Annotated in this window: 2 protein-coding genes; both read left to right on the top strand. The window is 47.6% G+C overall.

The window, feature by feature from the left end; all coding sequences use genetic code 11:
* On the top strand, positions 1-263 hold a 263-nt coding region (locus tag KDK17_RS18275), incomplete at its 5' end, for a hypothetical protein (protein WP_257288741.1).
* A 342-nt stretch (positions 264-605) separates the two neighbouring features.
* The coding region (locus tag KDK17_RS18270) for a hypothetical protein (protein ID WP_257288740.1) at positions 606-4,925 on the top strand (4,320 nt) is incomplete at its 3' end.

Raw genomic sequence — 4,925 nt, 5'->3', positions numbered from 1 at the left:
GACGTGATCGCACCATGAAGATGTATGAAAATGGCTGGGAGAGATACTTCAGGGATAATGTGCCTAAATGGTCATTCTCCCACGCAGAAAGTATTCCTTACTCTTACACTCTGGGTGCCTTCTACGAATGGCAACAGAGACGTAACAGGCGAGCCACAAGGACCGCAGCGCCCGAGGCTACAGCTGTGAAAACTGCACTGAATAACCAGGAGATTGAGAAGTTCGATCCCGATAAAGATGAGAATACCCACGACGAACTTTGATATCAGAAAACAGTGAGTGGTCCCTTCATAGCCACCCAAAAGAAACCAGTATAAAGGAATATACACAGGTTTCTTTCGGATCATGCCATCGATAAAACCCTGTTAGAAGCCATTTTAGAAGCTATGAATGCACTCCTGCCCTGAAAAACAACTCAACTCTATTGGCATTGAACCTTGCCACTGTCAACTAAATTCGCTCAATAGCTTAACGGATTTGCCATAGTGAACTAAATTTTCTCAACAGTCTGGCAAAACTGCCATGAGCGATCGACAGCCGCTTCCCCGCCTGGTGCGGAAATCACTTTTCAAGGTAATAAAAGTACTCAGCTCCGAGGTAGCAGAATGACACATGCTCGCCCCAGTGCATTAAGTCTTGCTGTGGCGGTTGCCATCAGCTCTTCCGCCATTGGTGCACAGGCACTGGCTGATCGCAGGCTGCAGATAAAATCAATCGATATTCAGGGCAATGGACATACAGAGTTTACCCAGAGCGAGGTTGTGGTTCAGCCAACTTTAGGGTACGACCAGCAACCGATACCCAAATCCTATACCACCACCTACCCTGATCAGGCTGAAGCCAGAGCGGGCTATGAGGTTCCTTCTGAAGGCTTCACGGACGTTCTCTCTGGCATCAGTGGTGGTGTTTCCAGTGTTGATCAGTTTGAAACAGACGACTATGGCGTTGCTCAAAAATACACCAAAGTCCTGAAGGTAGGTAATGAGGGGGTCTTCAAGTTCACCCATTACCTTGCAGACAACAAACTGTTGATTGAGGTCAGAGACGGCATGACCCATCAGGATTCAATTGATGCTGTTCGTGGTCAATCATCTGGCATCCAACGGTTAGAACCGTTAACGAAAATCGCCAGCCCGGAACAACTGGTCGCAATGCTAAAAGGTGCTGATGAAAGAAAAGGAAGCCTTGGCGAAGTTGATCACTATGTTCCCCTTGCCACCCTTGAAGTGGACGAAGTTATAGTGAACGGGCGCACCTTCATGCGTCTTATCGCCTGTGGCGATCAGCCTCCTGTGCTGCAGCACCTGGGTCAATCACTTTTTGTTAATGATGAGGCTCTTTTAGCAGCAGCCACCTCTGCCTACACTCAGGTTCACGTTCTGGGGGAAGGTATACAACAGAAAGCCCTTAATGATCTGTTGTCATACCATAAACCCGTCGGCTATGTTGTCCACATCGAGGATGTGGCACAGCCTTATCCTGTGCCTGAGGGTTATCCAAAAATGGAACTGATTCAGGCTACAGGGGAAGTGATTGTTTTCCGTAGTCAGAAACAGAATCCGACCGATATCGCTTTTGTGGAAGGTCTCTACGACCTATGGGGAGAATTTGATGGTAATGACCGTGCTTCTGAAGCAACAGCTCAGCTTATTAAAAAAGACAAGGTCAAAAGCTACCAGCACGTCATTCGAAGCAGGCAGATGGCACTGCTGGAGACTTTAGCTGCCGAGCACAATGCTAATGAACAAACAATAGCCGCATTCGAAGATAAACTGGTGACGCTTGCATTCTATGAATCTCTTCAGCAGGCATTGACCAGTGCCAGCTCAGATGGAGCAGATGAATTTGAATTCACAATACCACACATCAGAGCCGCTTCGTCGTTCATCACGCCAACCTGGATGCATATGCAACTTGCAAAACATTTCGTCTTTAAACCCACACTTAGAAACCTTCTGGCTAACCGGTATTTTTTCCAGAATATTCAGAAAGTCATACCCATTGCCGCCGAAGTGACTGGAGATCCTTTTGCCGAAGACGAACGCTTTGCTTCCAAATTGATGGGTGACATTACCGGGCAACTGTTTGAGATGGAAAGCAAGCTGGAAAAGTTGCAGGTAAAAGAGGCTGAACTTGCCGAAATATCAAAGACAGCACGTGAAACAAGGGCAATGGCCACTCAATGTATTAAGGAAAATCACAGGGCAGTAAACCTCAATCAGCTACAGGAGGCTGAGGTTAAAAGGCTCCGTCAAGACTTGGCGGATCTGAAAAACACCAAAACACCGAACCGTCCCAAAGCCAGACCTGAAGTACTTGAGACATTGAGAGCTGTGGAAAGAGCCCTGGATGAGACCAGCCTCAGTGAAAAAGACGATGTCTATTTACATCGCATGCACATCTCTTATTACCTGCGGATACACATCATAGAAGCCAGGAGGCCAAAGGAAGAGGCCTTGGTCATACTGCAAAGCTTAGAAAGATTATTCAACATCAAAATCGATGAAGGTGGCGACAAAGCAGCAAGGCTTGAAAGAATCCGTAAAAGGCTTGATGGCGGTAATATCTCACCCTATGAGCTGGATAAGATGGATGAGATCCTCTGGGAGGATCACAGCACAGCTCTTGAGGATCTCGAAGGCAGAGATATCAGACTCAACTCCATCCATGCACGTCTTGCCTTTAAAGTCGAAGAATCGGAACAGCGAGCCAGAGAACAACAGGCAGCTTATCTTATCGCTGTAGAGGATGAGCTGAATATCTACCCTCACGAACACACTGCTGCTAAAGAAAGAGGCAAAACTTTCATAGCTAAACTGGCCAGTGATCTGCAGGTAAGATTTGAAAACAGTGCCAGCCTGTCTTACCTGAAACATGCTCTAATCGCCAGAATTGAGGCATTACGGGAAGAAGCCAATGAAATCTGCGACGATGAAGGTGTCCAAAGAATCAAAAACAATGAAATTGCCCATCAGCTCAACATTGAAGACTACAGGGATGATGCCAGTGCAGACGAACAGAACAGTCTAATTAAAGAAAAACTTAAACAGCTGAATGAACAAGTTTTCAAAGCGGGTCAGCCTGACGTTAATGAGCGTATTGCAGGCATTGAGAATGAACTTGACAGGCACATGGCTCGTCTGGGACCTAAGCCCCGGTTCGTCCTTGATCGTGAAATCACCATGGCCAAACAAACACTGGAACAAGCAAGAGCTGAGCTGGCAGTTGTTTATCGCAAACTGAATGCTATTCAAGGCAAACGACCGCTAGTTGTGGTTCATAATAAATACCCTGTCCGGGAGGGAGACGGCAAAGCTCTCAGTCGGGCAGTGCAACTCACTCCGGGCGCATTGGGTCAACCTGCAGGTGATGAGCAAACCCCGGAGAGTCGGGTAGACGCCGTGAGACAAATGCCGCTGCAAGGCAGTGAAGAAAGACGAGATCCAGTCATTGATAAACTGGAAGCTGCCTTTAAAAAAATGAACATCAGGATAAGAAGAGGTGATATCGGATTATTGAAGAAAGCTGATTACATTGCCATTAGTGCCTCTACAAATACTGATAATCGGGTCGAAACCGATACAATCGATAATGAACCGGGTGAACTGCTTTTAACCAGAATAAAGTACCGCCATGTCGCGGAATTCCTCCATGAGCACGACAAGAAAAGTATGGAATTGACCAATGCACGGCTGGAAGAAAGGAATGCACAAAAGAATCTGGATCGTAAAAAACAGGAGATTAAAGATCCCGGAGACATCGATGAACAGGCTAAAACCGCACATAACAAGGAGATCGCTGCGCTGACTTTAGCCCTGAAGCAGAAAACTGAAGCCGTATTAAAAGCAAAAGACGCTCTGACGGATTATCATGAAGCAGGTCTTGGCGCTAGCGAAGAAGCTATTGGTCTCAAACCAGACACTTCTGACGCCCATGAACAACGGATTAATGCCCTGAGAAAAAGACAAGTACAACTGGGCGGCTACGATGGTACTGGCGGCACGATCCAGCAACTGATTAAGAAACAAGCTCGTCTGGAAGATGAGATTAAAACCAGAGAAGCAGACATTGAGAAAATGAACGAAGTCCTGAAGGCTGCAGAGGAAGCCGCCGAACATGACGGCGGTCCCTTCCAGTTCACTCCGAAACAGGAAAAAGCCCGGGCTGATATCCACAAATTCGTGCAGCAGCACCCTCTCAAAAAACAGGCTCTGGAAGCCGCACTGGGCCTGACCGAAGCAGCAGCAGAGAGCGGTAAGGCAACACCGTTCCTTACGACTTTCGATTTTGACGATGAATTTGCACCGATTCGCTTACAGACAATGGTCGGAGACAATTTGAGTTTTGATCAGGCCAGCCGGATTGTGGAAGTCTTCAAAAACCTGAAGAGGCACTTTCCGGTCATCCCTCACGAGCCTCCGGAAGATCAGTCTCAGAATGTACTGACAACAATCGAAAAGCTGGTATTCAGGGCCAGGCATCAGATGAAAACAGGGGCTCAACAATACGACGATGAAATACACGGCATGGGCCTGACAGCCGTTCACTACGTAGAGCATGAACCAAGTAACCTGAAGGGTTTCTCGGAATACTTCACTACCCGTTCTGCCAGTGGTAAGAAGATCATCGCCCTGCTGCGTGAAGGTGTGATCAGCAAGCTTGAACTTGAGAATTACATAAGGGTCGTCAGAGGTGTCGACGGTTATCAGACAGTGGATGAGTTTGCACACTTCCTCGGTTATAAACACGCTGTCAAGGTGCCTGAATTCAGGAAGGTCGTCCAAATGCTGTCCGATGAGGGTGCTGAGCAATTCATGCGGATTGCCTTTACTCCTGTGACCGTGACCGCAACTGGCCCGGCGGGTATGACAGAGTCTGTTACCGGCATGAAAGAGTACGCCGCTGCGGTCATCGCCAACTACGTT

Source organism: Endozoicomonas sp. SESOKO2 (assembly GCF_024606245.1).
Classification (GTDB): Bacteria; Pseudomonadota; Gammaproteobacteria; order Pseudomonadales; family Endozoicomonadaceae; genus Endozoicomonas_A.
Note: the sequence above shows the minus strand (reverse complement) of the source record. Positions and strands in the feature narration are given on the sequence as shown.